We start from the raw sequence: 23,841 nt of genomic DNA on the forward strand, positions 1-23,841 counted from the left end.
GTCGTGGATCAGCGGCGCGACATGTAGATGTCGAGCGCCTTGTGCAGCAGCTTGTTCAGCGGGAAGTCCCACTCGCCGACGTACTCGACGGCCTCGCCGCCCGTGCCCACCTTGAACTGGATGAGCCCGAAGAGGTGGTCGGTCTCGTCGAGCGAGTCCGAGATGCCGCGCAGGTCGTAGACGGTCGCGCCCATCGCGTAGGCGTCGCGCAGCATGCGCCACTGCATCGCGTTCGAGGGCCGGACCTCGCGGCCGATGTTGTCGGAGGCGCCGTAGGAGTACCAGACGTGGCCGCCGACGACGAGCATCGTCGCCGCGGAGAGGTTCACGCCGTTGTGGCGGGCGAAGTAGAGCCGCATGCGGTTGGGGTCCTCGCTGTTGAGGACGGTCCACATGCGCTGGAAGTACGAGAGCGGGCGCGGCCGGAAGTGGTCACGGACGGCCGTGATCTCGTACAGCCGCTGCCACTCGGCGAGGTCCTCGTAGCCGCCCTGGACGACCTCGACACCGGCCTTCTCGGCCTTCTTGATGTTGCGGCGCCACAGCTGGTTGAAGCCCTTGAGGACATCGTCGAGCGAGCGGTTCGCGAGCGGGACCTGGAAGACGTAGCGGGGCTGCACGTCGCCGAAGCCGGCGCCGCCGTCCTCGGCCTGCTGCCAGCCCATCTTCCGCAGCCGGTCCGCGACTTCGAAGGCACGCGGCTCGATGTGGGTGGCCTCGACGTCCTTGAGGCGCTTGACGTCCGGGTCCTGGATGCCGGACTTGATGGCGGCCGAGTCCCAGCGCCGGATGACGACCGGCGGGCCCATCTTCACCGAGAAGGCGCCCTGCTGCTTGAGGTGCGCCAGCATCGGCGTCAGCCAGTCGTCGAGGTTGGGCGCGTGCCAGTTGATGACCGGGCCCTCGGGCAGATAGGCCAGGTAGCGCTTGATCTTCGGGAGCTGGCGGTAGAGCACCAGGCCGACACCGACGAGCTCGCCGCTCTTGTCGAACCAGCCCAGGTTCTCCGAGCGCCACTCGGTCTTCACATCAGCCCACGCCGGGACCTGGCAGTGGCTCGCCGCGGGCTGGCTCTGGATGTACGCCAGATGCTGCTCACGGCTGATGGTCCTCAGGGTCAGGCTCATGCGGGGCGCTCCTCGGCAGGTGTGTCCCCATCGGTCAGGGGCTCCGGCTCTCGCGCCGAAGCCTACTGTGACCGGGGAGCGCCCCGAATGGGTGTGTGCGTCCTGACGTGGCCCTGGACTCAGCTGACGACCCCGCCGAAGAGCCCGCCGTGGGCCATGCCGAGGTAGAAGCCGAACGCCGACGCGCCGAGTCCGAGGATCAGCAGGAAGCGTTCGCGTGTCGTCACGGAGATGAACTGTCCGTAGCCGCCGGTCAGGATGCCGATGAGCCCCGTCCAGGAGCTCAGCAGGTGCAGGCTGTGGAACTGCGCCGTGACGAAGGCGATGACGCCGAGGACCAGCGTCACTCCGACCAGGGCGTCCTGGATGGGGTGCGGTTTGCCGTCGGTGGCGAAGAGGGAGTGGCCGGGGTCGGGTCGCATTGCCTGTGCCATGGGGCACCTCCTGGCGTAGCTGCCGGAAGGCGGCGCATCGTAGCGCCGCCGACATCCGTTGTGTACAGATTGCGTCCCCTCACCAGTGAATTTCAACCGCAGGGCGGTGAGCGGGTACTCTGTACGGTCTGCACCGGTGTCTGCCCTGGTCCGTCTGGATCCCGGCAGTGCCCCTCGTCCGCGAGGGGGACTGTCAGTGGTGGCGGATACCGTTGCTTACGCATCACGACCCTCCTGCCACGGAACGACCGTGGCCGCTGAGTCCAAAGGAGGTGGGTTCCACATGCGTCACTACGAAGTGATGGTCATCCTCGACCCCGATCTCGAGGAGCGCGCTGTCTCCCCGCTGATCGAGAACTTCCTTTCCGTCGTCCGTGAGGGCAACGGAAAGGTCGAGAAGGTCGACACCTGGGGCCGTCGTCGTCTCGCCTACGAGATCAAGAAGAAGCCCGAGGGCATCTACTCGGTCATCGACCTGCAGGCCGAGCCTGCGGTCGTCAAGGAGCTCGACCGACAGCTCAACCTGAACGAGTCGGTCCTCCGGACCAAGGTCCTCCGTCCCGAGACCCACTGAGCGACTAGCTCAGTGGTCTTCGGATCCGAGTAGCAGCAAAGCAGCCAGAAGCAATCCCGCCGAGAGGTTCCCCCATGGCAGGCGAGACCGTCATCACGGTCGTCGGCAATCTTGTCGACGACCCCGAGCTGCGCTTCACCCCGTCCGGTGCGGCGGTCGCGAAGTTCCGTATCGCGTCCACCCCCCGCACCTTCGACCGTCAGACCAACGAGTGGAAGGACGGCGAAAGCCTCTTCCTCACCTGCTCGGTCTGGCGTCAGGCGGCGGAGAACGTCGCCGAGTCGCTTCAGCGAGGCATGCGCGTCGTCGTGCAGGGCCGGCTGAAGCAGCGGTCCTACGAGGACCGTGAGGGCGTCAAGCGCACGGTCTACGAGCTGGATGTCGAGGAAGTCGGCCCCAGCCTCAAGAACGCCACGGCCAAGGTCACCAAGACCACCGGTCGAGGCGGCCAGGGTGGTTACGGCGGGGGCGGCGGCGGCCAGCAGGCCGGCGGCGGTGGCAGCTGGGGTGGAAACTCCGGCGGTGGCCAGCAGGGTGGTGGCGGTGCTCCCGCCGACGACCCGTGGGCTACCGGCGGTCCCTCCTCCTCCGGCGGCGGCCAGCAGCAGGGCGGCGGAGGCGGCTGGGGTGGAAACTCCAGCGGCGGCGGCTACTCGGACGAGCCCCCCTTCTAGGGCCACGCCCCGGAAGCAGCTCGTACCCCCATTCTTGATCACACAGGAGAAACACCATGGCGAAGCCGCCTGTGCGCAAGCCTAAGAAGAAGGTCTGCGCGTTCTGCAAGGACAAGACCCAGTACGTGGACTACAAGGACACGAACATGCTGCGGAAGTTCATTTCCGACCGCGGCAAGATCCGTGCCCGCCGCGTGACCGGCAACTGCACGCAGCACCAGCGTGACGTCGCCACGGCCGTCAAGAACAGCCGTGAGATGGCGCTGCTGCCCTACACGTCCACCGCGCGATAAGGAAAGGGTGACCGAATAATGAAGATCATCCTGACCCACGAGGTCTCCGGCCTCGGCACCGCCGGCGACGTCGTCGACGTCAAGGACGGCTACGCCCGCAACTACCTGGTCCCGCGTGGCTTCGCCATCCGCTGGACCAAGGGTGGCGAGCAGGACGTGGCGCAGATCCGCCGCGCCCGCAAGATCCACGAGATCGCGACCATCGAGCAGGCCAACGAGATCAAGGCCAAGCTCGAGGGCACGAAGGTGCGCCTGGCCGTTCGCTCCGGCGACGCCGGCCGTCTCTTCGGCTCCGTGACCCCGGCCGACATCGCCTCGGCGATCAAGGCCGCGGGTGGCCCCGACGTCGACAAGCGTCGCGTCGAGCTCGGCTCGCCGATCAAGACCCTGGGCTCGCACCAGGTGTCCGTGCGTCTGCACGCCGACGTTGCCGCGAAGCTCGGCGTCGAGATCGTCGCCGCGTAACGCTGCCGCCGGCGCTCTGCGCTGAGCAGTGAGGAAGGGCCGCACCCCTCGGGGTGCGGCCCTTCCGCTGTTTCACGTGAAACAGGGCGTTTCACGTGAAACATTCACCGTGTGGCGCCGGTGACGAGCCAGCGGCCCGAGCGTGAGCGGAACCAGAGCGTCGCCATCCGGACGGACATCATCAGCGTCATCGCCCACCAGAGGGCCGTCAGACCGCCGCCGAGCGCAGGGACCAGCAGGGCCACCGGGGCGAAGACGGCGAGCGTCAGCAGCATGGCCCAGGCCAGGTAGGGGCCGTCCCCCGCGCCCATCAGAACGCCGTCGAGAACGAAGACGACCCCGGAGATCGGCTGTGAGATCGCGACCACCAGCAGGGCCGGGAGCAGGGTGTCCTGGACGACCGTGTCGCCGGTGAAGAGCGGGATGAACAGGGGACGGGCGACGATGAGCAGCGCGCCGAGCACCACGCCGGAGAGCACGCCCCACTGGACCATGCGGCGGCAGACCTGACGGGCGCCCTCGGCGTCGTCCGCGCCGAGATAGCGGCCGATGATGGCCTGGCCCGCGATCGCGATCGCGTCGAGGGCGAAGGCCATGAGGCTCCAGAGGGACAGGATGATCTGGTGGGCCGCGACCTCCGCGTCGCCCATCCGGGCCGCGACGGCCGTGGCGATCATCAGGACCGCGCGGAGCGAGAGCGTACGGACCAGGAGCGGTACTCCGGCCTGCGCGGAGGCGCGTATGCCGGCCGCGTCGGGGCGGAGGGAGGCTCCGTGGCGCCGGGCACCCCGTACGACCACGACGAGGTAGGCCACGGCCATGCCGCACTGGGCGATCACGGTGCCCCAGGCCGAGCCGGCGATTCCCAGTCCGGCGCCGTAGACCAGGCCGATGTTGAGCGCACCGTTGGCCGCGAAGCCGCCGATGGCCACGTAGAGCGGTGTACGGGTGTCCTGGAGGCCGCGCAGGACGCCGGTGGCGGCCAGGACCACCAGCATGGCTGGGATGCCGAGGCTGGAGATCCTGAGGTACGTGACGGCGTAGGGTGCGGCGGTGTCGGAGGCCCCGAAGAGGCCGATGAGCCAGGGCGCCGCGGGCAGGGTCAGCACGACGACGGCTGCTCCGAGGAGGAGGGCGAGCCAGATGCCGTCCATGCCCTGCCGGATCGCGGCCTGAAGGTCCCCGGCGCCTACGCGGCGGGAGACGGCGGCCGTGGTGGCGTAGGCGAGGAAGACGAAGACGCTGACGGCGGTGGACAGCAGGGCGGCGGCGATCGCGAGCCCCGCGAGCTGGGGGGTGCCGAGATGGCCGACGATGGCGCTGTCGACCATGAGGAAGAGCGGCTCGGCGACAAGCGCGCCGAAGGCCGGCAGGGCGAGGGAGACGATCTCGCGGTCGTGCTGTCGGCGGACGGCTTTGGGCGTCGCGGGGGCCTGGGTCATGGGGTCAATCTAATCTTCCACAGGTAAGAGATGCAATGCATCACCGGTCCTTACTTGCTGGGGGCAAGGTGCTTCGGGTGTGGGTCGTTTGTTCTGATCTTGGTCCAGGGGGAAAAGTTTTTCTCCCCCACAGCCCGTGGATGGGAAAACTGCAGGTCAGGCCCGTGGAGCTGGGGTGCCTATGAGTTTGTCCACATGACTGTCCCCCGGTCCGTGCACAGGTTCCGGCGAGTTCTCCACAGGCTGAGGCCCTTCACCCACAGGGCCTGTGGATAACCAGATTGGCTGACGCCTCTCGCGGGCCTACCGTGGTCCGGCGCCCGACGCGCCAGAAGCGGTCGCAAAGCCACTCGTTGATCAAGCCCGTGGCGTAAGAAAGAGTGGCATGGCGAGGTCCGCTGAGCGGACGGGAGGAGGTGCTTGGTGAGCATTCCCGAGCCCATGGACGACCCTTGGGCCGACAGCGGACCGAGCGACCGACTGCCCACCCGTACCCGAGGCGAGGGCCGCGGCCGCGGCCGCGGGCGGGACGACCAGCACGAGCGGGGCGGTGAAGGCGGGCCCTGGGACGGCGGGCTCTCCGGCTTCGAGCGGGTGCCCCCGCAGGACCTCGACGCCGAGCAGTCCGTCCTCGGCGGCATGCTGCTCTCCAAGGACGCCATCGCGGACGTCGTGGAGATCATCAAGGGCAACGACTTCTACAAGCCCGCCCACGAGACCGTCTATGCCGCGATCCTCGACCTCTATGCCAAGGGCGAGCCCGCCGACCCGATCACGGTCGGCGCCGAGCTCACGAAACGCGGCGAGATCACCCGCGTCGGCGGCGCCTCCTATCTGCACACCCTCGTCCAGTCGGTCCCGACGGCGGCCAACGCCTCGTACTACGCGGAGATCGTCCACGAGCGGGCCGTCCTGCGCCGCCTCGTCGAGGCCGGCACCAAGATCACGCAGATGGGCTACGCGGCCGACGGAGACGTCGACGAGATCGTGAACTCGGCCCAGGCCGAGATCTACGCCGTCACCGAGCAGCGGACCACCGAGGACTATCTGCCGCTCGGCGACATCATGGAGGGGGCGCTCGACGAGATCGAGGCGATCGGCTCCCGCAGCGGTGAGATGACCGGTGTCCCCACCGGCTTCACCGACCTGGACTCGCTCACCAACGGTCTGCACCCCGGTCAGATGATCATCATCGCGGCGCGTCCCGCCATGGGTAAGTCGACCCTCGCGCTGGACTTCGCGCGGGCGGCGTCCATCAAGCACAACCTGCCCAGCGTCATCTTCTCCCTCGAAATGGGCCGCAACGAGATCGCGATGCGTCTGCTCTCGGCGGAGGCCCGGGTCGCGCTGCACCACATGCGCTCCGGCACGATGACCGACGAGGACTGGACCCGGCTCGCCCGCCGGATGCCGGACGTCTCCCAGGCCCCGCTCTACATCGACGACTCCCCGAACCTGTCGATGATGGAGATCCGGGCGAAATGCCGCCGGCTCAAGCAGCGCAACGGGCTCAAGCTGGTCATCATCGACTACCTGCAGCTGATGCAGTCCGGTGGTTCGAAGCGGCAGGAGAGCCGTCAGCAAGAGGTCTCCGACATGTCGCGAAACCTGAAGCTCCTCGCCAAGGAGCTGGAGCTGCCGGTGATCGCGCTCTCCCAGCTGAACCGTGGCCCCGAGCAGCGCACCGACAAGAAGCCGATGGTCTCCGACCTGCGTGAATCCGGCTCGATCGAGCAGGACGCGGACATGGTCATCCTGCTGCACCGCGAGGACGCGTACGAGAAGGAGTCACCGCGAGCGGGCGAGGCCGACATCATCGTCGGCAAGCACCGTAACGGCCCGACGGCCACGATCACCGTGGCCTTCCAGGGCCACTACTCCCGCTTCGTGGACATGGCTCAGACCTGATCCCGGCCGAGGAGCGCGGGCACGACCTCGTCCCAGACCTCGCGGGGGAACACCTCGTGGCCGGTCCGCTCCATGGCCAGGAAGCGGGCGCCGGGGATCTCGGCGGCGAGGGCGCGACCGTGCTCCAGGGGGAACAGCGGGTCCTCGGTGCCGTGCAGGACGACCGTCGGAGCCGTGATCGCACCGAGGCGGTCCCGCCAGGGTGCTCCGGCGTCGATCATGAACGGGTTGGTGACCTGTGCGGCGATGTCGCGCGCACGGTCGACGACCCGTGCCGCCCAGGCGCGCATGGCGTCGGTGTCGAACGGGCGGGACGGGGCGGCGAAGGGGCGCTCGCCCTCGACGAGCCAGTCGACGACGGCGTCCCGGTCCTTCCAGTCGGGCGCCGGGGCGTCCTCGGCGAAGACCGCCAGCAGGTCCTCGGACATCGGCGGCAGATCGGACTGGTCGTGGCCCGGTCCTCCGGGGGTCGAGGACGCGAGGGCGAGGGTGGCCACCCGGTCCGGGTGGTCGAGGGCGAGCAGCTGGGCGACGGCCGCGCCCTGGGACATGCCGACGATCTCCGCGGACGGCAGGTGGAGCGCGTCGAGCAGCCCGGCGGCATCGGTGACCAGGTCGCGCAGGTCGTACGGCGGCTCGCCCGCGGGGTACCCGGTGGAGCGGCCCGCGTCCCGGCTGTCGTAGCGGATCACGTACCTGCCGCCGGCGACGAGGCGGCGGACGAACTCCTCGTCCCACGCGAGCATCGAGTGGCCCGCGCCGTGGATGAGGAGCAGGGGCGTGTCGGCGGGGTCGCCGAAGGACTCCGCGCTCAGTTCGACGCCGTTGGTCCGAATGACGTGCTCGGTGCCTCGCATGGGGTGCCGCCTTCCCGTCTTTTTCGTTACCTGTAACGAAGATGCTAGCCAATCATTCGTTACATGTCACGGACCTTTTTGTAGACTGGGCTCATGTCCCCCCATCACCGGCCTGACGCCGCCGCGCTGGCCGCCTGGCACGCGTATCGCGCACTGCCCCTGCTCATCGACGCGGAGGTCGCCCGCGACCTGGAGCAGGACACGGGCCTGTCCATGGCCGACTACGACGTGCTGGCCGCGGTGGCGGCGCTGACGTCCGACGACACCTGCATCCGTGTCAGCGGTCTCGCGGCCCATCTGCGCTGGGCCCACAGCCGGTTGTCGCGCCATCTCGGGCGCATGGAGCGGCGTGGGCTCGTCGCCCGCGAACCGTGCGAGCGGGACGGGCGCGGCGACGATGTCCTCCTGACCCCGGCCGGGCGATCTGCGTACGACGAGGCGGCGCCGGTCTATCAGGCCTCCGTCCAGAGGCACTTCGCCGCGCGGCTCTCCCGGGAGCAGCTCGCCGTCCTGACCGGCATCGAGGAGGCCGTCGCGGCGCACCGCTAAATCCGGAGGCTGTCGTTCGGGAGATCACGTTGGATGGGGCCCATGACGACAACTTTCGAAGCCCTTCTGCCCGGTACCGAACGGGCTCTGCTGCATCGCGTCGCGGTGGCCCAGTCCGAGGGTCGGACGCCTTCCTTCGTGGGGGCCGTGGTGCGCGACGGGGCGCTGGTGTGGAGCGGTTCGCGCAGTTGCGTGGACGGGCACGCGCCGGACGCCGACACCCAGTTCAGGATCGGGTCGATCACCAAGGTGTTCACCGCCGTGCTGGTGATGCGACTGCGGGAGGAGGGGCTCCTGGGCCTCGACGATCCGCTGGAGCGGCACCTCAAGGGCACGGGCGTCGGAGAGGTGACGATCGCTCAGCTCCTCGGGCACAGCGGCGGTCTCGCGGCCGAGACTCCCGGTCAGTGGTGGGAGCGCTCGGCCGCGGGGCTGCGGCCCGAGCTCTCCGACGTCCTGGGGGAGGAGCCCTTCCTCCAGGCGCCCGGCCGCCGTCACCACTACTCCAACCCCGGTTACACGCTGCTCGGTTCACTGGTCGAGGCCGTGCGGGGAGTGACCTGGGAGGCGGCGCTGCGGCGCGAGATCCTGGAGCCGCTCGGGATGGGCCGTACGACGCTCGGTCCGGTCGCCCCGCACGCGGGCGGCTGGGCGGTGCACCCCTGGGCCGATGTGATGCTGCCGGAACCGTCGGAGGACCTCGGGCTGATGGCGCCGGCCGGGCAGCTCTGGTCGACGGCGGCGGACCTCGCCCGCTTCGCCGCCTTCCTCGCGGCAGGCGACGAGCGGGTGCTCGTCGCCTCCTCCGTGGCGGAGATGCGGGCCCCTGCCGCCCCGGTCGGTGAGGGGGAGTGGGAAGGAGGGTACGGACTCGGTCTCCAGCTGGTCCGCAACGGCGGCCGGACCCTGATCGGCCACACCGGGTCGCTCCCCGGGTTCGTCGCCGCCCTCTGGGTGAGCGTCGAGGACGGGCTGGCGGCGATCGCCCTCTCCAATGCCACCTCGGGGCCGCTGGCGGGGGCCGTGGCCGCCGATCTCGTACGGATCGTGGCGGAGGCGGAGCCGAGGTTCCCGGAGCCCTGGCGCCCCCTTCCGGAGGCCGAGGCCGACGAGGAGCTGCTGGCCCTGACGGGGCCCTGGTACTGGGGCACCTACGCCTACGGGCTCCGGATCGGCCCCGAGCGGAGCGTGGTGCTCGAGCCCCTGCGGGGAGCCGGGCGGCGGGCCCGATTCCGGGCGCTCCCCGAGGGCGGCTGGGTCGGGCTGAACGGCTACTACGAGGGGGAGACGCTCCGGGCGGTGCGGCGCGCCGACGGCAGCGTGAGCCATCTCGACCTCGGCTCCTTCGTCTTCACGCGGGAGCCGTACGCGCCGGCGGACGTGGTGCCGGGCGGCGTGGACGAGGCGGGCTGGCGCGGCCTCTGAGCCGTTCTGCGATGTTTCACGTGAAACAAGCCCGATCCGCTTGCTTCACGTGGAACAAGCCGATCGACGTGCGAGGGAGGTGGCCCGAGAGGTGTCCCGTCATGCCGATCGAGTGCCCCTCGCCTCAGAGGCTCTTCTTGAAGCCCAGGTGGGAGGCCTCGAAGCCGAGCCGCTCGTAGAAGCGGTGGGCATCGGTGCGGGTGACGTCGGAGGTCAGCTGGACGAGTCGGCAGCCCTGGCGTCCCGACTCCTCGACGGCCCACTCGATGAGCAGGGTGCCCAGGCCGCTGCCGCGCTCCTCGGCGTGGATGCGGACGCCCTCGATGATCGAGCGGGTGGCGCCCCGGCGGGAGAGGCCGGGGATGATCGTCAGCTGGAGGGTGCCGACGACCCTGTTCTCGCGGACGGCCACGACGAGGTGCTGCTGGGGGTCGTTCGCCAGGCGCTCGAAGGCCACCAGGTACGGGGCGAGGTCGTCCGGGGATTCGCGCTGCGCGCCCAGCGGGTCGTCGGCGAGCATCGCGACGATGGCTTCGAGGTCCTCCGCGGTGGCGGGACGTATCTCAAGATCGCTCATGCCCCGCAGGGTACGCCGGGGAGTGTCACCACACCTCTGACGGCGTGCCGCGCGGGCGTCTCTGACGGCGTGCTGCGCGGACGTCTCGGACGGAGTGCCGCGCGGGTCGGGCCGGTCCTCAGGCGGGAACGCCCACGCCTTCGACGACCTGGACCAGCGGGGCCAGCTCCGGGTTCTTGGCGGCCTCGTCGAGCGCCTCGCGCAGAGCGCTGTCGTTGGTGGGGCGGGCCTCTGCAAGGAGCTTCTGGCCGGCCTCGGTGACATCGGTGTAGATGCCGCGCCGGTCGGTGGCGCAGAGGTACCGGGTGAGCAGACCCCGGTCCTCGAGCCGGGTGACCAGCCGGGTGGTGGCGCTCTGGCTGAGGACGACCGCGTCGGCGACCTGCTTCATCTGGAGGTGCCCGCCCGGTCCGCTGTGCTGGCGGCTGAGGACGTCGAGGAGCGAGTACTCCCGCACGCTCAGGCCGTGTCGCGACTCCAGGGCGCGCTCGATGTGCGACTCGATCCTGCCGTGCAGCAGGGAGAGGGCGCACCAGCGCTGGGAGAGCGCGGTGAGTGCGGGGTCCGTCGCGGTCATGGTCTCTCCTCGGTCTCTCCTCGGCACCACGGTGGTTCTCGACCCAGGGTAGACGATGCGCCGCAATAATGCGCGTGTGCAAGTAAATCTGAGGGGGGGACCCCCCGCCTCACCCCGCCTCGCGGCGAGCGGGCCGCCCTGCCCGCCTAGCCGGCCGCGACGGTCAGGGGAGCGAAGCGGCGGCGCCAGTCGCCGGGGAGGTCGGGGAGGGAGCGGACCATCACCGCGTTGGAGGCGATCGCGTCGAGGCCGTTCTCCTTCACCCAGCTCAGCAGGGCCGAGTGCCGCACGTCGATGTCCGTGCGCAGCGGTCGGTCGGTGGCGGCCGCGAGCGAGGCGATCAGGGCCTGGGCCGTGCCGGGGTCCCGGGCGATCAGCGGTCCGACGACATGGGTGTCCATGTTGGGCCAGGCCGCCGCGAAGCCGGTGATCTCGCCGTTCTCCTCCGCCACCCGGAGATGGTCGGCGAAGGCCGGCAGCCGGGTGATCAGATGGGTGCGGTCGAGACCGAAGACCTCGTGGTCCAGGCGCAGGATCGCCTGGAGGTCCTCCGCCGTCGCCGGGCGGACCGGAACGGCCGGGGCGGGTGCCGTGAACGTGAAGCGCCCGCGCACCATCTCCGCGCGGCCCGTCTCCGTGAAGCCCAGCTGCTCGTAGAGGGGCTGTCCGTACGGTGTGGCGTGCAGGGTGAGCGGGGTGTCCCCGGCTTCCGCCAGGACGTGCTCCATGAGCCGGCGTCCCACGCCTTGGCGTGCGTACCGCTCGGCGACGAGCACCATGCCGATCGCGGCGAGCCCCGGGCCGTACGAGGTGACCACGGAGCAGGTGATCAGCCCGGCTCCGGACGGGTCGTCGATGCCGTAGCCGGTGCCCGCGGCGAGCAGCAGGCCCCACTTGTGCTCCTCACGCGGCCAGCCCCGGTTCTCGGAGAGGTCGGCGCAGGCGAGGAGGTCGTCCACGGTGAGGCGCCGGATGGGGAGCTGTGCGAGCGAGGAGGGGCTGATCGGCATGGTGTCAGGCTGGCCCACGCGGTGATCTTCCGTCCACCGCTTTAGCGGATCTGGCCGATACGTGTGCGCGGCGCGGGGCAGGAGGGAGTCGGTGCCGGGTCGGCGCGCGGCCGGAAGGGGGCGTTGATTCCACGTCGTGGGACAGAGACGATGTTTCACGTGAAACCACGACAGCGGCGCCTGCACTTCTTCGACCTCGACGGCACCCTGATCCGGGGTTCGGCCGCGGCGGTGGAGATCTCCCGGCAGCTGGGCGTGGACGAGGAGATCGCCGCTCTGGAGAAGAGCTTCCTTCTCCAGGGGCTCACCCCGGACGAGTTCGCCGTCCGGGCCCGCGAGCTGTGGTCCGCGCTCACCGTGGACCAGGTCGCGGCGGCCTTCGAAGGGGCGCCCTGGCTGCTGGGCATTCGCGAGGTCTGGGCCGACATCCGGGACCGGGGCGACCGCTGTGCGGTCATCTCGCTCTCTCCTGACTTCTTCGTCGAGCGGCTTCTCGACTGGGGTGTCGACGCGGTGCACGGGTCCCACTGGCCGACCGTCCCCTTCACGGAGCCGATCCATCGGCCCGGCATCCTCGACGCGCGGGCGAAGGTGCGGATCGCACGGGAACTCTGCGAGGAGTACGGGGTGGACCCCGCCCACTGTGTCGCCTACGGAGACTCGATGTCCGACGCGGAGCTCTTCGCGGTCGTGCCGCACACCGTGGCGGTGAACGCGGACCACCATCTCGCCGGGCTCGCCCGCCACAGCTACACCGGAGGGGATCTGCGCGAGGCCTACGCCCTCGTCCGAAACAGCGCAGCTTAGTCAGAAACCCTGCCCTTTGGCCCGAGAACGCCGCTTTCCCTCCGAAGCGTTGTTCCACGGGGTCATGCTGCGTCCACGGAAGCCGGCCAGCGATAGGGCGAGGCACATGATGGATGCTCCGACCACCACGAGGGCAGCGGAGGACGGGGACGGGCCGGAGCGCCCGGCGGGGGGCGGCAACGAGCCCCGCCGCCCGGTGGATGACGGGAACGAGCCCCGAATACCCGCGGAAGCCTCCGCCGACGCGGTACTCGTCCGTCGCACCCTCGCGGAGATCGCGCCGGTCGCCGACCGGGTGACCTCGTACTTCTACGCCCTGCTGTTCATCGGGAACCCGGGGCTGCGCGAGATGTTCCCCGCGGCCATGGACACCCAGCGGGACCGGCTCCTGAAGGCCCTGCTCACCGCGGCGGAGCACATGGACAACGCCCCGGTGCTCACCGCGTATCTGCAGAACCTCGGCAGGGGCCACCGCAAGTACGGCACCCACTCCGCCCACTACCCCGCGGTCGGCGAGGCCCTCATCGGCGCGCTCACGCGGTACGCGACGACGACCTGGGACGAGGAGACCCAGGCGGCCTGGGTCCGTACGTACACGACGATCTCCCAGATCATGATCGACGCGGCGGCGGAGGACGAGCGCACTGCGCCCGCCTGGTGGCAGGCCGAGGTGGTCTCCCACGACCTGCGGACCCCGGACATCGCCGTCGTCACCCTCCGGCCCGACCAGCCGTACCCGTTCCTCGCGGGGCAGTACACGACGTTGGAGACCCCGTGGTGGCCGCGGATATGGCGTCACTACTCGTTCGCCTCGGCGCCCCGGCCCGATGGACTGCTCTCCCTGCACGTGAAGGCGGTCCCGGCGGGCTGGGTGTCCAACGCGCTGGTCCACCGGGCGCGCCCCGGGGACGTCCTGCGCATCGGCCCGCCGGCCGGTTCCATGACCGTCGACCACGACACGGACACGGGCCTGCTCTGTGTGGGCGGCGGCACCGGGATAGCGCCCATCAAGGCCCTGGTGGAGGACGTCGCCGAGCATGGGGACCGGCGTCCGGTCGATGTCTTCTACGGGGCCCGCAGGGGCCACGACCTCTATGACATCGACACGATGCTGCGGCTCCAGAGGACGTTCCCCTGGCTCTCCGTCCACGCGGTCACCGAGGAGCAGGGACGGCTCCCGGAGGCCGTCTGCCGCTACGGCTCCTGGAGCGAACGCGACGCCTATCTCTCGGGGCCGCTCGGCATGGTCCGTTGCGGGGTGGACGCGCTGCGGGGAGCGGGGGTCCCCGCGGAGCGCATCCGGCACGACTTCCTCGCCGAACTGGCCCCGACGGCCGAAGATCAGCCCAGGTCGGGGGCGTGCATCGCGCGGACGCCCTCGATGTTGCCGTCGAGGTAGTGGCGCAGCGAGAGCGGGACGAGGTGCACGGCGGCGATGCCGACCCGGCTGAAGGGCACCCTGACGATCTCGTACTCGCCGACGGGTTCGTCCATCTCGGGGCCGTGCCGCAGCGCGGTGTCCATGGAGTCGAGGCGGCACACGAAGAAGTGCTGGACCTTCACCCCGGAGACCCCGCCGTCGACGATGTGCTCGACGGTGTCGACGAAGCAGGGCACCACATCGACGATCTTGGCGCCGAGCTCCTCGTGGACCTCGCGGTGGAGGGCCTCGACGACGGTGGCGTCGGTGGGTTCCACGCCGCCACCGGGCGTGACCCAGTAGGGGTCCATCCCCGGCTTGGTGCGCTTGATGAGGACGAGGTCGCCCCCGTCGAGCAGGATGGCGCGTGCGGTGCGCTTGATCACGGGCCGTTCGTTCATGGGCCGTTCGTTCATGGGAAGAAAATGGCCCGTCCGGGGTGTCCTGAAACTCGCCGTCCCCGGCGGAAACCCATCAGTCCTCGCGAAGGGTCGAGGCTCCCCCACGGAGACTCACCAGTCCCCCGCGGCCCGCAGCAGCTCCTCGTGCGCGCGGGCGATGGGCGACAGCGCGAGCGTGCCCGTCCGCACGACCAGGAAGTAGGTCCGCAGCGGAGGGACCGGAGGATCGAGCAGCGCCACGAGCCGGCCCTGCTCCAGGGCCTCCTCGCACAGATAGCGGGGCAGGACCGCGAGCCCGGCGCCGGAGGCCGCGGACTCCCGGACGGCGCGCAGGTCGGGGGCGATCACGGTGGCGGCGACCGCCGGTTTGGTCTCGAAGACGCTCGCCCAGTAGCGGGCCACGAACGGCAGCGACTCGTGGACCTCGACGACCGGCAGCTGCTCCAGGACCACCGCGCCCTTGCGGAGAAGGACGTCGGGGGAGAGCCTGGCCGCCCAGCGCGGGGCCGCGACCAGCACGTACTCCTCGTCGCAGAGCGGGGTGGAGACGATCAGGCCGCCCCGCGGGCGCGCGGTGGCGACGGCCAGATCGTGGTGGCCCGCGGCGAGCCCGTCGAGGATCTCCTCGGTGTTGCCCAGGAACGACGCCCGTACGGCGAGGCCCTGGCCGACCAGCGGGGTGAGGGCCGGCAGGACCCGGAGCGCGGTGAACTCCGGGGGACCGGCGACATGGAGGGTGCGGACGCCGCTCTCCTCGTCGAGGCCGGTCTCCGCGATCTCGACGAGGGCGTCCAGATGGGGAGCGGCGCGGTGGGCGAGCTCGTCGCCGATGGTGGTCGGCGTGACGCCGCGGGCCTGTCTGAGGAAGAGGGGGCGTCCGAGCTGTCGTTCGAGTGTCCGGATCTGGCTGGTGACGGCCGGCTGGGAGAGCCCGAGGAGCGCGGCGGCGCGGGTGAAGGAGCCGGCCCGGTGCACCGTGACGAACGTGCGCAGCAGGGCCAGATCCATGTCCGCCCCCTCCCGGCCGTGCGGCCGTTCGACTCAGGCGGTCGGCTGACTGCGCCTCAGGACCGTCCAACTATAAATAAGTCGATAGGTCTCTGTCGCTACCGTGATTGGACACTGACGCACAGTCAACTAGCCTTGTTCAGGCGGTCTCCGCGCGTGGAACCGAGGCGTTCCGAGCCACGAGGGGGGAGGCTCGGAGCGCCTCGTTCCGTGCGAGGACCATGTCCGGGACCGGCCGCCGGCCCCCGCCCCCGGCGGTTCGGCGGGGGCGCGGCCCACCGGGGGTCTACGCCCCGGCCTCGTCGAGAGCCCGCAGCACATCGGCGATCAGGTCCTCCGGGTCCTCGGCGCCGACCGAGAACCGGATGAAGCCCTCCGCGACCGCGTCCCCGCCCCAGCGCCCGCGCCGCTCCGCCGTGGAGCGCACGCCGCCGAAACTGGTCGCGTCGTCCACGATCCTCAGCTCCTCGAGGAACCGATCGGCCCGCTTGCGGTCCGCCAGCTCGAAGGAGACCACGGACCCGAAGCGCCGCATCTGCCGGGCGGCCACCGTGTGCGAGGGGTCGTCGGGCAGCCCCGGGTAGCGCAGTCCGGTCACGTCCGCGCGCCCCGCGAGCGTCTGCGCGAGCGCGAGCGCGGTGGAGCACTGGCGGTCGATCCGCAGCTGCAGCGTGGCGAGCGAACGGTGGGCGAGCCAGGCCTCCATGGGGCCGGGGATGGCGCCGACGACCTTGCGCCAGCGCCGCACCTCCGCCGCCCGCTCGGGATCACGGCAGCTGACATGACCGAGCAGGATGTCGCCGTGCCCGGTCAGGCCCTTGGTGTCGCTGGCGACGGAGAAGTCCGCGCCCAGTTCGAGCGGGCGCTGGCCGAGCGGGGTGGCGAGCGTGTTGTCGACGGCCACGAGCGCCCCTGCGGCATGCGCCTCGCGCACCAGCCGCCGGATGTCGCAGACGTCGAGCCCGGGGTTGGAGGGGGTCTCGATCCACAGCAGCCGGGCCCCTTCGAGGACGGCGAGCTGGCCGTCGCCGCCGGTGGGCGCGGTGCGGACCTCGATGCCGTACGCCCTCAGCTGCTCGTGCAGCAGGGGCAGCGCCTGGTAGCCGTCGCTCGGCACCACCACGACGTCGCCCGTCCTCAGCTGCGAGAGGAGGACGGCGGAGATCGCGGCCATGCCCGAGGCGAAGACCAGCGTCTCGACGCCCTCCTCCCCCGGCGCCTCCAGCTCGCCGATCGCCCGCTCCAGATGGGTCCACGTCGGGTTCTCGTCGCGGCCGTACGCGTATCCGCCGGTCGGCTCGCCCGGCAGATGGAAGTGTGCGGCGAAGACCGGCCCCGGCAGGGTCGGTTCGTACTTCACGGGGTCGGGCAGTCCTGCCCGGACCGCGCGTGTGCCGTCGCCGTAGTGCTTGTCGGTCACGGTGTCCGTTCCTCCAGTTCACGGCGTACGGCCGCGAGCAGTCCCTCGCTCGCGGCCTCCACCATCTCCAGGCACTCCTCGAAGCCCTCGCGGCCCCCGTAGTACGGGTCGGGGACGTCGAGTCCGTCCCCGGCGGCCGGGTCGTAGGAGCGCAGCAGTCGTATCCGCGCCGCCTCTTCGGGCGTCCGGGCGAGCTCGCGGAGCTCTCGCAGATGTCCTTCGTCCAGCGCGATCACCAGGTCGAGGGCGGGGAACCAGGAGGCGCGGAACTGGCGGGCCGTGTGCGCCGAGGTGTAGCCGTTCTCCTCGAGAACGGCGACCGTGCGCGGGTCGGCGCCGTCGCCCTCGTGCCAGCCTCCGGTGCCGGCACTGTCGACCTCCACCCATGTGTCGAGGCCGGCGTCCTCCACGTGTCGGCGGAAGACGTGCTCGGCCATCGGCGAGCGGCAGATGTTGCCGGTGCAGACGAAGCAGACGCGGTAGGTCATGGTCTCCCCTCAGTCGCCGTCGGGGAGCACGATGTTCAGCGCCCACGAGACGACGGAGATGATCAGGCCGCCGAGGACGGCGGTCCAGAAGCCCTCCACGTGGAAGCTGAGGTCGAACTGCTCGGCCAGCCAGGAGGTGAGGAGCAGCATCAGGGCGTTGACCACGAGGGTGATCAGGCCGAGCGTCAGAATGAAGAGCGGGAGCGTCAGCAGTTGGACGATCGGCTTGACCAAGAAGTTCACGAGCCCGAAGACAAGGGCGACGAGGATAAGGGTCAGGGCCTTCTTGCCGGTGCTCTCACCGGTGAGGGTGATGTCCTGGACCAGCCAGATGGCCACTCCCAGGGCTCCCGCGTTGGCGAGCGTCTTGACTACGAAATTCATCATGTGTCTGATCGTGGCAGACACGATCGGGCCGAGGGCAGGGGCTGACAGGCGATGAAGGCATTCCGACTGGATGAACTGGAGGCGGAGCGTGCCGCGAACAAGGGCGCGTACCTCCAGTTCCTGCGGGAGCGGAACATGTCGGTGGGCCTGTACGCGCTGGACGCGGGGGAGCTCGACCCGCAGCAGCCGCACCGCCAGGACGAGGTGTACTTCGTGGTGAGCGGCCGGGCGGCGATCACGGTGGGGACGGAGACGACCCAGGTGGCGCGCGGCAGCGTGGTCTATGTGCCGGCCGGAGTGGAGCACAGGTTCCACCACATCAGCGAGGACCTGCGGGTGATGGTGGTCTTCTCCCCGCCGGAGGCCTGATCGTCCGATGGCGACCTGAGGGTCGGACCTGGGGAGCCCCTAGGGGGCGGATCAGGGGAGAGCGGGGGCCGCAGGGCCCCCGTACGCCTCATCCGGACCCTAGCCTTGAGGGTGTTCGGCGCGGAGTGTGCGGAACAGATCTTCGAGAGCGAGGGAGAGGACGATGGCCGTACAGGAGGTTCTCGCGGGGCTGCCGTGGTGGGTCAAGTGGGTCGCCATACCCGTGCTCGCACTGCTTGTCTTCGGCGGACTGATCACCAGCGTCCTGGCCTTCGTGGTCGGACTGCTCTTCAAGGTGCTGCTCTTCGTGGCCCTCGTCGCCGGACTGATCTACGTCGTACGGAAGTTCAGCTCCTCCGACCGTTCGCGCGAGGAGTGGTAGCACACGCTACCGATCGGTATGAAGGCGACGGAGGGTATTAGCCCGGCCGGGGGAACGCGCTGGTCGAATCAGGGCGCGGGCCCAGGAGCTGCCACTAGAGTGGAATCCCTCCGCCGCGTTGGGGACTACAGGCGTAGACCTCCGTACTGACCAGCGGTTTCCCAGGCCCGGCGGGCGCGCGGGGGCGGCCCCCGCGGGCGGGTGCACTGCATCCGTCGTCACGCCTGGGGGTGACCTTTGGCCACGGCTACGCAGACGGCAGCGCCTACCCTGATCGGCTCGGTGCAGCGCGCACTGAGACTTCTGGAGGCCGTGTCCTCCCATGCGGAAGGCGCCCCGGCCAAGCAACTCGCCCGTGAGACGGGCCTTCCGCTGCCCACCACGTACCACCTGCTCCGCACCCTGACGCACGAGGGCTATCTGGTCCGCGAGAAGGGTGTGTTCGTCCTGGGCGACGCCGCGGTCCGACTGGCCGGCGGCGGAGCTGTGCAGAATCGTCGCATCAAGATCGAAGACTCCCTTGCCCGCTGGCGGGACGTGATCGGTGTGCCGGTCTACTTCGCCCTCTACCGCGAGGGGGAGATCGAGCTCGTCGCTGTCGCCGACACTCCTTCCGCTCCCGCGGTCGAGGAATGGGCCGACTTTCGCGAGACCGGGCATGCCCATGCGATCGGGCAGTGCCTGTTGAGTCAACTCGATCTGAAATCTCGTCAAGACCACCTCGACCGCCACCCGGTGGAAGCCATCACTCCGTACACGGTGCGTAACCGTCGTGCCCTTTTGGAGCGTTTGGGCGGTTTGGGGCGAATGGAGCCCCTGGTAGAGCGTCAGGAATATGCGCTCGGCACGGTCTGTGCCGCAATCCCCATCACCGCGGGCTCCACGGCGGCCGCAATGGCCATTTCCCTCCCCCTTCACCAGGAAGAACGGTTGCTCCCAGCAGTCGAGCAACTACGCACGGAGATCGGGAGGCTCTTCAGTTCGCTCGCGTTCTCTATCAGTATCTGAAAAATCACTCCTTGTGATCTGCTAGTGCTTACAGCACGATTGCGTCAAGAGGGCCACGGGGGATCATTCCTGGCCGTTTCGGTCACAGCTTTCAGCAGCTGTGTTTACACAACTGCTTCATCTACTGCGGGGTACATGATGCGAGAGTCGGTTCAGGCCGAGGTCCTGATGAGCTTCCTCGTCTCCGAGGAGCTCTCCTTCAAGATCCCTGTCGAACTCCGATATGAGACCCGCGATCCCTATGCGGTGCGGATGACCTTCCACCTCCCCGGGGACGCACCTGTGACCTGGGCGTTCGGTAGGGAGCTGCTGCTCGACGGGATCAACCGACCGAGCGGGGACGGCGATGTGCACATCGCCCCGACGGAGCCCGAGGGTCTCTCGGACGTCTCCATCCGGCTCCAGGTCGGCGGCGATCGTGCCCTGTTCCGGGCGAGCGCGCCGCCGTTGGTCGCCTTCCTCGACCGGACGGACAAGCTGGTTCCACTCGGTCAGGAGCGGACACTCGGCGACTTCGAGGACAACCTGGAAGCCGCACTGGGCCGGATTCTGGCCGAGGAGAACGCGGGCCCGGCCGCCTGAGCGGACGCGCCTCCGCGCGTACCGGCTCGGCGTGCATCCGCGCGTACCGCTTCGGTGCGCCTCCGCGCGTATCGGCTCGGCGCGCATCCGCGCGTACCGGCTCGGCGTGCATCCGCGCGTACCGGCCCGGCGCACACCTCACTTCGCGCGGCGGCGCCGTCCGCCTCGTACCGCCGCGGGCTTCCGGACGTCGGTGCCCGGCCGGCCCCCGTCGTCCTTGCGGTCGGCGGAGACCACCAGGGCCGCCAGCACGGTGGTGAGCGGCACGGCGGCGACCAGACCGATCGACCCGACGAGCGTCCGGACGATCTCCTCGGCGACCAGCTCGCTGTTGGCCACCGTCCCCATGCTGCTCTGCGCGATGGAGAAGAGCAGCAGCAGGGGGAGGGCGGCACCCGCGTAGGCGAGCATCAGAGTGTTCACGACCGAGGCGATGTGGTCGCGGCCGATCCGGATCCCTGCCCGGTACAGCGCGCGCGGCCCCATGCCCGGGTCGGCCTGGTTCAGCTCCCAGACCGCCGACGTCTGGGTGACCGTGACGTCGTCGAGCACACCGAGCGAACCGATGATCACACCGGCCAGGAGCAGGCCGGACATGTCGATCTCCGGGTACAGGCCGTGGATCAGACCGGTGTTGTCGTCGGTGTTGCCGCTGAGTGAGGCCCAGCCGATGAACACCGAGCCGAACAGACCGGTCAGCAGCAGGGAGATCAGCGTCCCGAGCACCGCGACCGAGGTGCGGGCCGAGAGTCCATGGCACATGTAGAGCGCGATCAGCATGATGGCGCTCGATCCGACCACCGCCACGACCAGCGGATTCGACCCCTGCAGGATGGCCGGCAGGATGAAGAACGTCAGGATCAGGAAGCTCACGACCAGCGCGATGAGGGCCATGACCCCCTTCATCCGGCCGACGGCCACGACCGCGACGGCGAAGATCGCGGCGAGCACCGCCAGCGGGACCTTCCGGTTCACATCGGTGACGGAGTACTGCAGATCGCGCGGGGCGTCGGGGGCGTACGCCACCACCACTCCCTGACCCTCGTGCAGTTGGCGCGGCGCGTCCGGCTGCACGATCTCGGTGAACGTACGCCCCTTCTCCGGACCGCTGGTGACCTCGATCGTCGCCTTCGCGCACTCCCCCTGCTGCGCGTTGACCGCCTCGCGTCCCGACGGGGTCGAGGTGTCACCGGTCGGCGGGACCTGCCCCGCGTTCACGGAGGCGCAGTCCACCTGCTGGACGGCGACGACCTTGCCCTGCTCGGTCTGCCGGTCGAAGCCGACGCCGGTGCGCTCGTGCGCCGGGGTGCCACCGGGCCACAGGACCACGAGCCCGACCACGACCGCCGTGGCGAAGGGGATCAGGATCGCGGCGATGACCCTGCGCAGATGCCGGGACACCGGGGTGGCGGGCCCATGGCTGTGGCTGTGCCCGTGCGAACCGTGCGATCCATGCGATCCGTGCGCCGGACCGTGCCCGTGCGATCCATGTGATCCCTGGGATCCATGCGATCCCTCGGGTCCGTGCGATCCCTGGGATCCGTGCGCGGAACCATGCCCGTGGGGGCTGCGATCCTGGTCGTGGCCGTGCGGCTCGGGAGTCTGTTGGGGGGAAGTCACCGACCGATCATCGCAAGAACGGCGGGGGCCCACTGTTCAGCACGCCAGGGATGACGCTAGCGTGGTGACACCTTTGCACACGCGGGAGCTCGGAGCACCGGGCTGAGAGGGCGCTGATCACCGTACGCGCGTACTGAATGTACGTACGGGAGGAGGCTGCGCCGACCGCCGAACCTGTTACCGGGTAATGCCGGCGTAGGGAGATCGGTCTCATGACCATTCAGGATGCACGCACGCCTGCCTCCGAGCAGGACGACACCTCTGCCGACGGCGCTCGTACGCCGGGCTGGCACAAGGGGTACGTCCAGGGCTCGCGCCCCGACCTCAGGGTGCCGGTCCGTCAGGTGCACCTCACCAACGGCAAGGACGTCACGCTGTACGACACGTCCGGCCCGTACACCGACCCCACCGTCGACACCGACGTACGGCGGGGCCTTCCGCCGCTGCGCGAGAACTGGATCATCGCGCGCGGCGACACCGAGGAGTACGCGGGCCGCCCGGCCCGCCCCGAGGACGACGGCATCAAGCACACCTCGCCGCGCGGCGGGGGACTGAAGAACCTCGACGCGGTCTTCCCCGGCCGGCCCCGTGTGCCGCGCCGCGGCCGCGAGGGCCAGGCCGTGACCCAGCTCGCGTACGCCCGCCGGGGGGAGATCACCCCGGAGATGGAGTACGTGGCGATCCGGGAGAACGTCTCCCCCGAGGTCGTACGCGAGGAGATCGCCGCGGGGCGCGCGGTGCTGCCGGCGAACGTCAACCACCCGGAGATCGAGCCGATGATCATCGGCAAGCGGTTCCTGGTGAAGGTCAACGCCAACATCGGCAACTCCGCCGTCACCTCCTCCATCGAGGAGGAGGTGGAGAAGATGACCTGGGCGACCAAGTGGGGCGCCGACACGGTCATGGACCTGTCCACTGGCCGCAACATCCACACCACCCGCGAGTGGGTCCTGCGCAACTCCCCCGTGCCCATCGGCACCGTGCCGCTCTACCAGGCGCTGGAGAAGGTCGACGGCCGCGCCGAGGACCTGACCTGGGAGATCTACAAGGACACGGTCATCGAGCAGGCCGAGCAGGGCGTGGACTACATGACGGTGCACGCCGGCGTACTCCTGCCGTACGTGCCCCTCACCGCGCGCCGCAAGACCGGCATCGTCTCGCGCGGCGGCTCGATCATGGCCGCCTGGTGTCTCGCACACCACAAGGAGAACTTCCTCTACACGCACTTCGAGGAGCTCTGCGAGATCCTCGCGACGTACGACGTCACGTACTCGCTCGGCGACGGGCTGCGCCCCGGCTCGATCGCGGACGCCAACGACGCGGCGCAGTTCGCGGAGCTGCGCACGCTCGGCGAGCTGAACACGATCGCCAAGCGGCACAACGTGCAGACGATGATCGAGGGCCCCGGGCACGTCCCGATGCACAAGATCAAGGAGAACATCGACCTCCAGCAGGAGATCTGCGAGGAGGCGCCGTTCTACACGCTCGGCCCGCTGACCACGGACGTCGCGCCCGCGTACGACCACATCACCTCCGGCATCGGCGCCGCGATGATCGCCTGGTGGGGCACGGCCATGCTCTGCTACGTCACGCCCAAGGAGCACCTGGGCCTGCCCAACCGCGACGACGTGAAGACCGGTGTCATCACGTACAAGATCGCGGCCCACGCGGCGGACCTCGCCAAGGGCCACCCGGGCGCGCAGGAATGGGACGACGCGCTCTCGGACGCGCGGTTCGAGTTCCGCTGGGAGGACCAGTTCAACCTGGCGCTCGACCCGGACACCGCGCGCGAGTTCCACGACGAGACGCTGCCGGCGGAGCCCGCGAAGACCGCGCACTTCTGCTCGATGTGCGGCCCGAAGTTCTGCTCGATGAAGATCAGCAGAAGCATCACAGAGCAGTTCGGTGGCGACGCGGACGCCACCCCGGAGGAAATCGAGGCCGGGATGCTGGAGAAGTCCAAGGAGTTCGCGGCCTCGGGCAACCGGGTCTACCTGCCGCTGGCGGACTGACACCGAGTAGACCGACGAGCGTGCT

27 protein-coding genes and 1 riboswitch are annotated in these 23,841 nt (G+C 69.8%); of the genes, 14 read left to right on the forward strand and 13 right to left on the reverse strand.

Annotated elements, in window-relative coordinates:
• Window positions 1–8 precede the first annotated feature (8 nt).
• Together ACFQ79_RS00670 and ACFQ79_RS00675 are read right to left on the reverse strand one after the other, a co-directional pair.
• Window positions 9–1,127 (reverse strand): peptidoglycan bridge formation glycyltransferase FemA/FemB family protein, encoded by a 1,119-nt coding sequence (locus ACFQ79_RS00670; protein ID WP_209495874.1) that lies wholly within the window; start codon window positions 1,125–1,127, stop codon window positions 9–11.
• Window positions 1,128–1,246: 119 nt separating this feature from the next.
• On the reverse strand, window positions 1,247–1,561 hold the full coding sequence (locus tag ACFQ79_RS00675) for a hypothetical protein (protein WP_383578432.1): 315 nt from the start codon (window positions 1,559–1,561) through the stop codon (window positions 1,247–1,249).
• 283 nt (window positions 1,562–1,844) lie between these two features.
• On the opposite strand from ACFQ79_RS00675, the gene rpsF reads away from it, so the two are divergent.
• From rpsF to rplI, 4 genes are all read left to right on the forward strand, one after another.
• Window positions 1,845–2,135, forward strand: coding sequence for a 30S ribosomal protein S6 (rpsF, locus tag ACFQ79_RS00680; protein WP_015034882.1), 291 nt, complete (start codon window positions 1,845–1,847; stop codon window positions 2,133–2,135).
• A gap of 74 nt (window positions 2,136–2,209) precedes the next feature.
• Window positions 2,210–2,809, forward strand: a complete 600-nt coding sequence (locus ACFQ79_RS00685) for a single-stranded DNA-binding protein (RefSeq protein ID WP_209495876.1) — start codon at window positions 2,210–2,212, stop codon at window positions 2,807–2,809.
• Between the two features lie 56 nt (window positions 2,810–2,865).
• Window positions 2,866–3,102 (forward strand): 30S ribosomal protein S18, encoded by a 237-nt coding sequence (gene rpsR / locus ACFQ79_RS00690; protein WP_003967857.1) that lies wholly within the window; start codon window positions 2,866–2,868, stop codon window positions 3,100–3,102.
• A gap of 18 nt (window positions 3,103–3,120) precedes the next feature.
• A complete protein-coding gene (gene rplI, locus ACFQ79_RS00695) occupies window positions 3,121–3,567 on the forward strand; it encodes a 50S ribosomal protein L9 (protein WP_030317964.1) in 447 nt (148 codons plus the stop codon).
• Between the two features lie 104 nt (window positions 3,568–3,671).
• On the opposite strand, the gene ACFQ79_RS00700 is transcribed toward rplI, so the two are convergent.
• Window positions 3,672–5,009 carry an MATE family efflux transporter gene (locus ACFQ79_RS00700; protein ID WP_383578435.1) on the reverse strand — a complete coding sequence of 446 codons (1,338 nt, stop codon included), beginning with the start codon at window positions 5,007–5,009 and terminating at the stop codon, window positions 3,672–3,674.
• Window positions 5,010–5,432: 423 nt separating this feature from the next.
• Here ACFQ79_RS00700 and dnaB point away from each other — a divergent pair, with 423 nt between their 5' ends.
• Window positions 5,433–6,917 carry a replicative DNA helicase gene (gene dnaB, locus ACFQ79_RS00705; RefSeq protein ID WP_079041843.1) on the forward strand — a complete coding sequence of 495 codons (1,485 nt, stop codon included), beginning with the start codon at window positions 5,433–5,435 and terminating at the stop codon, window positions 6,915–6,917.
• Here the strand turns inward: dnaB and ACFQ79_RS00710 are convergent.
• Window positions 6,908–7,774, reverse strand: coding sequence for an alpha/beta fold hydrolase (locus tag ACFQ79_RS00710; RefSeq protein ID WP_383578437.1), 867 nt, complete (start codon window positions 7,772–7,774; stop codon window positions 6,908–6,910). The genes dnaB and ACFQ79_RS00710 overlap by 10 nt on opposite strands.
• Before the next feature lie 93 nt (window positions 7,775–7,867).
• Between ACFQ79_RS00710 and ACFQ79_RS00715 the strand changes: the two genes are divergently transcribed.
• Together ACFQ79_RS00715 and ACFQ79_RS00720 are read left to right on the forward strand one after the other, a co-directional pair.
• Window positions 7,868–8,323: a MarR family winged helix-turn-helix transcriptional regulator gene (locus ACFQ79_RS00715; RefSeq protein WP_383578440.1), complete on the forward strand. Its 456-nt coding sequence runs from the start codon at window positions 7,868–7,870 to the stop codon at window positions 8,321–8,323.
• 42 nt (window positions 8,324–8,365) lie between these two features.
• The gene (locus ACFQ79_RS00720) at window positions 8,366–9,748 is read left to right on the forward strand and encodes a serine hydrolase domain-containing protein (RefSeq protein ID WP_383578443.1); all 1,383 of its coding nucleotides are present in this window, start codon (window positions 8,366–8,368) and stop codon (window positions 9,746–9,748) included.
• Window positions 9,749–9,872: 124 nt separating this feature from the next.
• On the opposite strand, the gene ACFQ79_RS00725 is transcribed toward ACFQ79_RS00720, so the two are convergent.
• From ACFQ79_RS00725 to ACFQ79_RS00735, 3 genes are all read right to left on the reverse strand, one after another.
• Window positions 9,873–10,325 (reverse strand): GNAT family N-acetyltransferase, encoded by a 453-nt coding sequence (locus ACFQ79_RS00725; protein ID WP_383578446.1) that lies wholly within the window; start codon window positions 10,323–10,325, stop codon window positions 9,873–9,875.
• Between the two features lie 118 nt (window positions 10,326–10,443).
• Window positions 10,444–10,902: a MarR family winged helix-turn-helix transcriptional regulator gene (locus ACFQ79_RS00730; RefSeq protein ID WP_055599091.1), complete on the reverse strand. Its 459-nt coding sequence runs from the start codon at window positions 10,900–10,902 to the stop codon at window positions 10,444–10,446.
• A 146-nt stretch (window positions 10,903–11,048) separates the two neighbouring features.
• A complete protein-coding gene (locus tag ACFQ79_RS00735; RefSeq protein WP_383578448.1) occupies window positions 11,049–11,912 on the reverse strand; it encodes a GNAT family N-acetyltransferase in 864 nt (287 codons plus the stop codon).
• Between the two features lie 150 nt (window positions 11,913–12,062).
• Between ACFQ79_RS00735 and ACFQ79_RS00740 the strand changes: the two genes are divergently transcribed.
• The gene (locus ACFQ79_RS00740; protein ID WP_383578450.1) at window positions 12,063–12,719 is read left to right on the forward strand and encodes an HAD family hydrolase; all 657 of its coding nucleotides are present in this window, start codon (window positions 12,063–12,065) and stop codon (window positions 12,717–12,719) included.
• A gap of 106 nt (window positions 12,720–12,825) precedes the next feature.
• Complete coding sequence (locus tag ACFQ79_RS00745; RefSeq protein ID WP_383578452.1) at window positions 12,826–14,118, forward strand: globin domain-containing protein; 1,293 nt, start codon at window positions 12,826–12,828, stop codon at window positions 14,116–14,118.
• On the opposite strand, the gene ACFQ79_RS00750 is transcribed toward ACFQ79_RS00745, so the two are convergent.
• The 5 genes from ACFQ79_RS00750 to ACFQ79_RS00770 form a co-directional block, all read right to left on the reverse strand.
• Window positions 14,061–14,540: an NUDIX domain-containing protein gene (locus tag ACFQ79_RS00750; RefSeq protein ID WP_383578746.1), complete on the reverse strand. Its 480-nt coding sequence runs from the start codon at window positions 14,538–14,540 to the stop codon at window positions 14,061–14,063. The two genes, ACFQ79_RS00745 and ACFQ79_RS00750, sit on opposite strands and share 58 nt — an antisense overlap.
• A gap of 111 nt (window positions 14,541–14,651) precedes the next feature.
• On the reverse strand, window positions 14,652–15,548 hold the full coding sequence (locus ACFQ79_RS00755; protein WP_030317981.1) for a LysR family transcriptional regulator: 897 nt from the start codon (window positions 15,546–15,548) through the stop codon (window positions 14,652–14,654).
• 286 nt (window positions 15,549–15,834) lie between these two features.
• On the reverse strand, window positions 15,835–16,968 hold the full coding sequence (locus tag ACFQ79_RS00760) for a cystathionine gamma-lyase (protein ID WP_383578454.1): 1,134 nt from the start codon (window positions 16,966–16,968) through the stop codon (window positions 15,835–15,837).
• Entirely contained in the window at window positions 16,965–17,456 is a 492-nt protein-coding gene (locus ACFQ79_RS00765; protein WP_383578456.1) for a low molecular weight protein-tyrosine-phosphatase, read from the reverse strand. Before ACFQ79_RS00765 ends, ACFQ79_RS00760 begins: the two co-directional genes overlap by 4 nt.
• Before the next feature lie 9 nt (window positions 17,457–17,465).
• The gene (locus ACFQ79_RS00770) at window positions 17,466–17,843 is read right to left on the reverse strand and encodes a phage holin family protein (protein ID WP_383578458.1); all 378 of its coding nucleotides are present in this window, start codon (window positions 17,841–17,843) and stop codon (window positions 17,466–17,468) included.
• 51 nt (window positions 17,844–17,894) lie between these two features.
• Here ACFQ79_RS00770 and ACFQ79_RS00775 point away from each other — a divergent pair, with 51 nt between their 5' ends.
• The 4 genes from ACFQ79_RS00775 to ACFQ79_RS00790 all read left to right on the forward strand — a co-directional run bounded on the left by ACFQ79_RS00775 (window position 17,895) and on the right by ACFQ79_RS00790 (window position 20,184).
• Window positions 17,895–18,212 (forward strand): cupin domain-containing protein, encoded by a 318-nt coding sequence (locus ACFQ79_RS00775; protein ID WP_209495886.1) that lies wholly within the window; start codon window positions 17,895–17,897, stop codon window positions 18,210–18,212.
• Window positions 18,213–18,375: 163 nt separating this feature from the next.
• Complete coding sequence (locus ACFQ79_RS00780) at window positions 18,376–18,594, forward strand: DUF5326 family protein (protein ID WP_073908814.1); 219 nt, start codon at window positions 18,376–18,378, stop codon at window positions 18,592–18,594.
• Window positions 18,595–18,831: 237 nt separating this feature from the next.
• On the forward strand, window positions 18,832–19,602 hold the full coding sequence (locus ACFQ79_RS00785; protein WP_383578461.1) for an IclR family transcriptional regulator: 771 nt from the start codon (window positions 18,832–18,834) through the stop codon (window positions 19,600–19,602).
• A 138-nt stretch (window positions 19,603–19,740) separates the two neighbouring features.
• The gene (locus ACFQ79_RS00790; protein WP_055599121.1) at window positions 19,741–20,184 is read left to right on the forward strand and encodes an SsgA family sporulation/cell division regulator; all 444 of its coding nucleotides are present in this window, start codon (window positions 19,741–19,743) and stop codon (window positions 20,182–20,184) included.
• A 138-nt stretch (window positions 20,185–20,322) separates the two neighbouring features.
• Here ACFQ79_RS00790 and ACFQ79_RS00795 read toward each other — a convergent pair whose 3' ends face one another.
• The gene (locus ACFQ79_RS00795; protein WP_383578463.1) at window positions 20,323–21,837 is read right to left on the reverse strand and encodes a YibE/F family protein; all 1,515 of its coding nucleotides are present in this window, start codon (window positions 21,835–21,837) and stop codon (window positions 20,323–20,325) included.
• A 38-nt stretch (window positions 21,838–21,875) separates the two neighbouring features.
• A riboswitch (TPP riboswitch) is annotated at window positions 21,876–22,023 on the forward strand.
• On the opposite strand from ACFQ79_RS00795, the gene thiC reads away from it, so the two are divergent.
• Window positions 22,017–23,816, forward strand: a complete 1,800-nt coding sequence (gene thiC / locus ACFQ79_RS00800; protein ID WP_383578465.1) for a phosphomethylpyrimidine synthase ThiC — start codon at window positions 22,017–22,019, stop codon at window positions 23,814–23,816. It overlaps the preceding riboswitch by 7 nt.
• Window positions 23,817–23,841 lie beyond the last annotated feature (25 nt).

Source organism: Streptomyces sp. NPDC056480 (genome assembly GCF_042795405.1).
Taxonomy (GTDB): Bacteria; Actinomycetota; Actinomycetes; order Streptomycetales; family Streptomycetaceae; genus Streptomyces.

Coding starts and splice junctions, on each gene's coding strand:
- ACFQ79_RS00770 (WP_383578458.1), bottom strand. CDS start 17,843: ATGATGAATTTCGTAGTCAAGACGCTCGCCAACGCGGGAGCCCTGGGA.
- ACFQ79_RS00775 (WP_209495886.1), top strand. CDS start 17,895: ATGAAGGCATTCCGACTGGATGAACTGGAGGCGGAGCGTGCCGCGAAC.
- ACFQ79_RS00730 (WP_055599091.1), bottom strand. CDS start 10,902: ATGACCGCGACGGACCCCGCACTCACCGCGCTCTCCCAGCGCTGGTGC.
- ACFQ79_RS00685 (WP_209495876.1), top strand. CDS start 2,210: ATGGCAGGCGAGACCGTCATCACGGTCGTCGGCAATCTTGTCGACGAC.
- rpsF (WP_015034882.1), top strand. CDS start 1,845: ATGCGTCACTACGAAGTGATGGTCATCCTCGACCCCGATCTCGAGGAG.
- ACFQ79_RS00675 (WP_383578432.1), bottom strand. CDS start 1,561: ATGGCACAGGCAATGCGACCCGACCCCGGCCACTCCCTCTTCGCCACC.
- ACFQ79_RS00720 (WP_383578443.1), top strand. CDS start 8,366: ATGACGACAACTTTCGAAGCCCTTCTGCCCGGTACCGAACGGGCTCTG.
- ACFQ79_RS00750 (WP_383578746.1), bottom strand. CDS start 14,540: ATGAACGAACGGCCCGTGATCAAGCGCACCGCACGCGCCATCCTGCTC.
- ACFQ79_RS00725 (WP_383578446.1), bottom strand. CDS start 10,325: ATGAGCGATCTTGAGATACGTCCCGCCACCGCGGAGGACCTCGAAGCC.
- ACFQ79_RS00780 (WP_073908814.1), top strand. CDS start 18,376: ATGGCCGTACAGGAGGTTCTCGCGGGGCTGCCGTGGTGGGTCAAGTGG.
- ACFQ79_RS00715 (WP_383578440.1), top strand. CDS start 7,868: ATGTCCCCCCATCACCGGCCTGACGCCGCCGCGCTGGCCGCCTGGCAC.
- rplI (WP_030317964.1), top strand. CDS start 3,121: ATGAAGATCATCCTGACCCACGAGGTCTCCGGCCTCGGCACCGCCGGC.
- thiC (WP_383578465.1), top strand. CDS start 22,017: ATGACCATTCAGGATGCACGCACGCCTGCCTCCGAGCAGGACGACACC.
- ACFQ79_RS00670 (WP_209495874.1), bottom strand. CDS start 1,127: ATGAGCCTGACCCTGAGGACCATCAGCCGTGAGCAGCATCTGGCGTAC.
- rpsR (WP_003967857.1), top strand. CDS start 2,866: ATGGCGAAGCCGCCTGTGCGCAAGCCTAAGAAGAAGGTCTGCGCGTTC.
- ACFQ79_RS00745 (WP_383578452.1), top strand. CDS start 12,826: ATGATGGATGCTCCGACCACCACGAGGGCAGCGGAGGACGGGGACGGG.
- ACFQ79_RS00765 (WP_383578456.1), bottom strand. CDS start 17,456: ATGACCTACCGCGTCTGCTTCGTCTGCACCGGCAACATCTGCCGCTCG.
- ACFQ79_RS00735 (WP_383578448.1), bottom strand. CDS start 11,912: ATGCCGATCAGCCCCTCCTCGCTCGCACAGCTCCCCATCCGGCGCCTC.
- ACFQ79_RS00790 (WP_055599121.1), top strand. CDS start 19,741: ATGCGAGAGTCGGTTCAGGCCGAGGTCCTGATGAGCTTCCTCGTCTCC.
- ACFQ79_RS00710 (WP_383578437.1), bottom strand. CDS start 7,774: ATGCGAGGCACCGAGCACGTCATTCGGACCAACGGCGTCGAACTGAGC.
- ACFQ79_RS00755 (WP_030317981.1), bottom strand. CDS start 15,548: ATGGATCTGGCCCTGCTGCGCACGTTCGTCACGGTGCACCGGGCCGGC.
- ACFQ79_RS00740 (WP_383578450.1), top strand. CDS start 12,063: ATGTTTCACGTGAAACCACGACAGCGGCGCCTGCACTTCTTCGACCTC.
- ACFQ79_RS00700 (WP_383578435.1), bottom strand. CDS start 5,009: ATGACCCAGGCCCCCGCGACGCCCAAAGCCGTCCGCCGACAGCACGAC.